Genomic DNA, 6,000 nt, shown 5'->3' on the forward strand with positions numbered 1-6,000 from the left:
TCAAATCAAAAGTTAAAATTTCAAATTGGACTAGCCGGCGCTTTCGGCAGGGTTCTGAAGCGACTGATTTCCCGTTGCAGAAGGTTGAGGTTCCGTACCGGGTTCTACAGCAAGCACTTCAATGTTATTTAGCAGAGTTGTAACGAAAGCAAACAGCAAGAAGGGCAGAGACAGCACTAAAATCAAGCCGACGGTAGCCAAGGCGAAGATTTGGCGGGCGCTACTCCACAAGGCGAGTGCCGACGCTAGACTTAGGAAGATGACTATCAGCCAAACAATGATTTGACCGTAAATGTCGCCAAAGGTGAGCGTACATCTAAGGCGATAGTTTTGGATGTTCTTCATTTGATGCCTCGCGAGATTGCTATTACCACTTGTCCAAAAATACTTTGACAGTGCGTCAATGCCCACTGTAAATTTCTAAGTTTAGCTGCCGCAACTTGGTTTTGGGGTTGTTGTAAACATTCTTTATTGACACTCTCCGGCGTGAACGCACGGGGATTCTTAATTCATCGACTGACCTTTAAGCGCTGTGTCCTTGCGGCAATCCTTAAACTCTTCAACCGTGCAATTGCACCAATTGACCAGCTTAACTCACAACCACCCCTTCTTAGCCTATCTCCAAAAGCGTACGCTTGATACGAGCAAGCGAGTTCGGGTGTGCCCCACCCTACTTGACTGAAACAAATTATTGATTTTCTGGTGAGAATGCGTTGATTCCCTAGCTCTGTTTTACAAGGTTTTCGCTACCCTTCTTTTTGCTCTCAAAAAGCTTTCAGGTTCTAGGGTGCCGACGATGGCGCCGCTTCACAACCGCCCACCTTGGGAATTACAACCATGTCTATGGTATCAAAAAGCCGTCCTATAACCACGGGGTTTTCAACCCAATTTCCTGATAAGTTGCCACAACACTTGATAAATTTTTGCTTCTGAGGGGAATTTCTGCCGAAACAGTTGGCTGACGCCCTCCAACGCCTAGAAACCGGGTTTTTTACTGTTTTGGCGGGCCCACTAGAAGTAAACGTGCGAAACAACCAAGGTGATGGCCGCCCGTGCGTCCAGGATTAGGAAACCAAGGCATAAGGGGAAAGTCTACTTTTTGAGGGAGCCCCGACTTGGTAAAGAAATGTTAAGCTGCGTGGAAATGGAATCAACCTTTATAGCGTCGCACCTGTCTTTTCGCCCATGTCTTCAGAGAGCAAATTGCTGATTTCGCGCTGTTTCCTGGCTGGTTTGGGAACGCAGATGTTTATGTACCGCGAAGACCGGATTCCCCAAGAGAGTCCGGTTCTGGTGGTGAGCAATCACCGCAGTTTCTTAGATCCTGTGCTGCTGACGGCGGCTTTGGGTCGATCGATCCGCTTTGCTTGTCATCATTACATGGGTCAAGTTCCGGTGATGAGGGAAGTGGTCACGACTTTCGGCGCTTTCCCCTTGGAAGCACCGGAACACCGACAGCAGCATTTTTTCTCTCAAGCGACAGCGCTGCTGCAAAGCGGGGAGATGGTGGGGGTGTTTCCAGAGGGTGCAGAACCGATGGTGAAGCTGACTGGGCCGAATACTGTGGGGAAGTTTCAGCGGGGATTTGCTCATTTGGCTTTGCGAGCACCGGTGCGGGATTTGGCAGTTTTGCCGGTGGCGATTAGTTCTTTTGAGGAACACTCAGTACGATCGGGTGTACCGCTCAAGTTGTTGAGTTTGTTTGATCCTTCGGAACCGCTGTTCGATCGATCTGGGTGGCATCCTGTGATAATTTATCAGCGAGTTAATGTTTTAATCGGCCAGCCTTACTGGATTACTGTCGAGAGACAGCAGCAATATCGAGGCAAAAAAGCCAAAGCAGTTGTAGCTGAACTCACAAACCACTGTCAGGGAGAAATTGCCGAATTACTCCAACGAGGTTGTTTGTAAGTTTGTTGACTGTTGACTGTTGACTGTTGACTGTGGGCTGGTATCAGATTTCCAATCTAAAATCTAAAATCTAAAATCTAAAATCGATTGACTTGAATCATGGCAAATGCTAACAACAAGATTCGTTTCCTAACCCCCAAACCGCCGAAACCCGATCGCCCTTTATTTGTATTTCTGCCCGGTATGGATGGCAGCGGTTTGCTACTGCGGCCGCAAATTTCTAAATTAGCAAATGATTTCGACATTCGCTGCTTAACTGTACCGGCTGACGACATGGCTAGTTGGGAGGTACTGGTTAGCGAAACAATAGCCTTAATTGAAGCAGAAAAGCAAGCCGGAAAGCCGAAGCGGCCGGTTTATCTCTGCGGCGAGTCATTTGGGGGCTGTTTAGCGATGAAAACTGTTTTAGAAGCTCCCCAATTGTGCGATCGATTAATATTAGTCAATCCAGCTTCTTCGTTTCGACAGCAGCCTTGGGTGCAGTGGGGGTCCTATCTGACTCAGTGGCTGCCGGCCAACCTTTATCCGCTGTCGGTAATCGGTTTATTGCCGATATTAGCATCATTAGGAAAGATTGGGCGCGACGATCGGCGAGCTTTGCTAGAAGCGATGCAAGCGGTACCGCAAAATACGTCTGTGTGGAGATTGGCGTTAGTGCGATCGTTTAATGTTGACGAAAATCAGTTGCGCGGCATCAAACAGCCGACGCTAGTAATTGCTAGCGGTGCCGATCGGCTGCTGCCTTCCCTAGTAGAAGCGAAGCTTTTAGTCAAGGTAATTCCCAAAGCTCAAATGGTGCTGCTAGCTAACAGCGGTCATGCTTGTTTGTTAGAAACAGATGTTAACCTTTACGGGATTATGCAAGCTCGCAATTTTTTGACAAAATCCGAAGAAAATCGGTCATTAGTCAGCAGTCAATAGTCAATAGTCATTGGGCATGGGGCATCTCCGAAAAACAATCTTATCGGCATCAGCAATTAGCAATTAAGTAGATGAGTGGGAAAATACATAAGTATGTCATAGCTGCATGAAACGAAGTGAAACGAAGCAATCGCAATGGTTCTGGCAGATTTACATTCCGTTACCTAGCGAGGTTTCTTTGCGCCTACCTACTTAATACCTCTTGGATGTCGATGGTCAGGAACTGCAATAATAGCTTCAATTAAGTTCATTAGCGATACACCGAGTTAGGATAGTATTTGCGATCGGGTCAGACCCGATCGCAAATACTATGATACATTTAAGTAGATGAGTGGGAAAATACATAAGTATGTCATTGTTCGTTAAACGTCGCAATTGCTTACGGTTCTAGCAGCTTTAAATTCGGCTACACAGCAAGGTTTATTTGCGCCTACCTACTTATCCTCTGACAATAAATCCACCCTGCTTTACTACTCGTGAAACATACTTAGTCTGGTCAGATTCTGACTTTTTCAAGCCTATGCCTTTAGATGTGCGCTTCCTGATACCAATTTTTTATGAGGCCCCGTAGAATCTGATCCCCCCTAACCCCCCTTAATAAGGGGAGTAGGGGGTGGGACAAGATTCTTCTCAAAGTCCCTCTTCTTAAGGGGGATGCGAGGGGGATCGAGATATGTGCAACTTCACATTAAATTGGTATGACGTAATTCTTTATTCCTGCGTCGCACGTACACGAATAGATCGACTAAACTCAGGCCTGTTTCTTTGCATATTTATTACCTTTACCGGATATATACCAATTCTTTTGGATATACATTGTTCTTTAGGGCTAGCCTGTAAATCTTCTATTTTTACGTCTACTCCGCCCACCCTGTCGGTGATATAAAGCAATTTTAGGTTACCCACTAAGTTATCAGTTGTCTGGAAGCAAAGCGTTATATTCCTCATATCTTTTGGCATTAAGTTCAATGTCTCTTGAGGACCGAGAGTCTTCTCTCCTAATAAAATCGTTTCTGCTAAGGCTGTACCAACGAAACCCAAAGAGATACCAGCCGCAGCGATTAAAACTGCTGGTAATTTTTTGACAAAACTCATACGACAATACCTCGTTTGTTGAAATTTACGTTGATTAGTGGTTTTTTTTTCCCACATCTTTTAGACGTTTCCCGATCCCAATTTAGTAATTTTTCGAGTTACGAGGAAATTTTCTCCCCCAAAAATCCCCCCTCAACCCCTAGAACCCTTCCCCTTCTTACCCTTCAAGCGCAGCAAACTCTTCTCAACCTCCCCACGCGCTGGATACAACAACTGCTGACTCAAAGCACTTTCATAAGCCTGTACCGCCCCCAACGGATCTTTCAACCCCACTAACGCTCGCCCTAACCAGTAGTCAGCCATAGCCCCGTTAAACGCGCTCAATTCCTGACATCCCTCACCGGCAACTTTCCACCAGCGCTGACTAGCCCCAACATCCCCCAGCACCTGGTAACTCTCCGCCAGCCACAACGCCGTCGGCACGAATTGCAGAGAAATTCCGGCTGGTAACAACTTCCATCCTTTCTCCAACGCCTCCACCGCTTGTTGATGTTTAAGAGCCAAAGCCAACACCCGCCCATGACGAAACCAAGCATCAGCTAACTGCGGCTGAAGTTTCGTCGCCTGAACAGAAACTTTACATCCTCGTTCAATCTCTTTGAAATGTTCCACCAACACCCGCCCCGCAGTCGCCCACACACTCCAACGTTCAGGAAATCGTTTCAGCATCTGTTCTACCACAAAACGCAATTCTTCCCAGCGTTTGGCAGCAGGTAAAATTTCACACAAGACCTGATAAATTGCACAATTATGGGGATACAGTTGATAAGCATTCGCCATCATCTGTGCTGCTTTTTGATAGTCTCTCGTGTCGTATAAGCACCGGCCATAGTAATACCAACCATAAGGATGATTGGGGTGTTCGGTGGTAAACTCTGCTAACACCTCCACACCTTGCCGCCAATTGCCTCGGAAAATGTGATAATAGCCCAGAGAATTGTGAGCCTCAGCCCCATGAGGAGTTTGTAGCAGTAAAGAGGTAATCATCTTTTTCGTCAGTTTCCCCTCTTCACCAGAAACTAATCTCATCTGAAGACGTTGCTCAATTTGTCGTTGCAGTACCCTAAAATCATTCGGAAATAGAGCTATAAGCTTGCTCAACTGCTCTGTTGCGGCGCTCATATCCCCCACCGCCAGATTCGCATCATGGCTGTAAATCAACGCCACAACATCATCTGGGTTGATTGCCAAAATTTGCTCCACAGCACTGAGCACGCCAAGATGATTTTCTATCTGCTGATACACCTGTGCCAAAGCCAGCCGGTGAACGACTTTTTCAGGTTCTAAATGAGTTGCTAAATTAAAGGCAATAATTGCTTGGTCACTCTCACCCCGACAAACTGCAATCAATCCCTTGATATGATGCTGAGTCGCTTCGTTTTCGTAACACGACCAGGCTTTTTCATAGACTTCTATTGCCTCTTTTTCTCGTTTCATTAGCTGCAATAGTTTCCCTAGTTGCAGCCGCACACCCATTAATTGCGGTTGTCGCTCAATCACTTGATGATATTCGGCAATCGCTTGTTGCCAGTCTCCCATCTGGTAAAGCAAATTAGCTAGTTCTAACCTTTTTTTCCATCCTTGGGGATATTTCTGAACATACTTACTTAAAGTGTTCAATTTCTGCTCTTGTCTAATTGGCTTTTCTTCTAAGAAAAAGTGAACATTCATCTCTAGCCCAGAGGATGGGCAGAACTGCACCAATGATGTGGCAAAGTGTCCAGACATAATTTAGACTGGCTATATATAAGGGGAAATAGAATAACTTACGTTGAGCAGATTATGTCTTAGTTACTCAAACTGAACAAGCTAAAAAAGATTAATTATTATCAAGGAAAATCAATGTGAGCACGTCAATCAATGGCTCTCTCGTAAACAAAAAGCGATATCTACGACGGGCGTTGCCTACGCACTCCGAAAAAAAGCGATCGCGCCCTTCGTCGAGTGGGCAAGATCGCTTTTTCTTCAAGTTTTTGAACATTGAAATGGAGCAGCACTAAGTTGGTAATGTCCCCAAAGTCAAAGAGATTTCACTCTCACGCATTATGGATTATTTTACCTTTACATTTTTCT

General features: G+C 45.7%; 5 protein-coding genes. 2 read left to right on the top strand and 3 right to left on the bottom strand.

The genetic code is table 11. The features are described 5' to 3' along the window. Positions 1-30: 30 nt before the first annotated feature. Positions 31-345: a hypothetical protein gene (locus QUB08_RS08000; protein WP_333224238.1), complete on the bottom strand. Its 315-nt coding sequence runs from the start codon at positions 343-345 to the stop codon at positions 31-33. An 840-nt stretch (positions 346-1,185) separates the two neighbouring features. Between QUB08_RS08000 and QUB08_RS08005 the strand changes: the two genes are divergently transcribed. After that, entirely contained in the window at positions 1,186-1,911 is a 726-nt protein-coding gene (locus tag QUB08_RS08005; RefSeq protein WP_333224239.1) for a lysophospholipid acyltransferase family protein, read from the top strand. A 99-nt stretch (positions 1,912-2,010) separates the two neighbouring features. Then, positions 2,011-2,832, top strand: a complete 822-nt coding sequence (locus QUB08_RS08010) for an alpha/beta hydrolase (RefSeq protein ID WP_333224240.1) — start codon at positions 2,011-2,013, stop codon at positions 2,830-2,832. Between the two features lie 711 nt (positions 2,833-3,543). Here QUB08_RS08010 and QUB08_RS08015 read toward each other — a convergent pair. Further along, complete coding sequence (locus tag QUB08_RS08015; RefSeq protein ID WP_333224241.1) at positions 3,544-3,927, bottom strand: hypothetical protein; 384 nt, start codon at positions 3,925-3,927, stop codon at positions 3,544-3,546. A gap of 132 nt (positions 3,928-4,059) precedes the next feature. Next, positions 4,060-5,655, bottom strand: coding sequence for a tetratricopeptide repeat protein (locus tag QUB08_RS08020; protein WP_333224242.1), 1,596 nt, complete (start codon positions 5,653-5,655; stop codon positions 4,060-4,062). Positions 5,656-6,000: the final 345 nt, after the last annotated feature.

Origin of the sequence: Microcoleus sp. BR0-C5, assembly GCF_036705045.1 — a bacterium.
In the GTDB taxonomy this organism is placed as follows: Bacteria; Cyanobacteriota; Cyanobacteriia; order Cyanobacteriales; family Microcoleaceae; genus Microcoleus.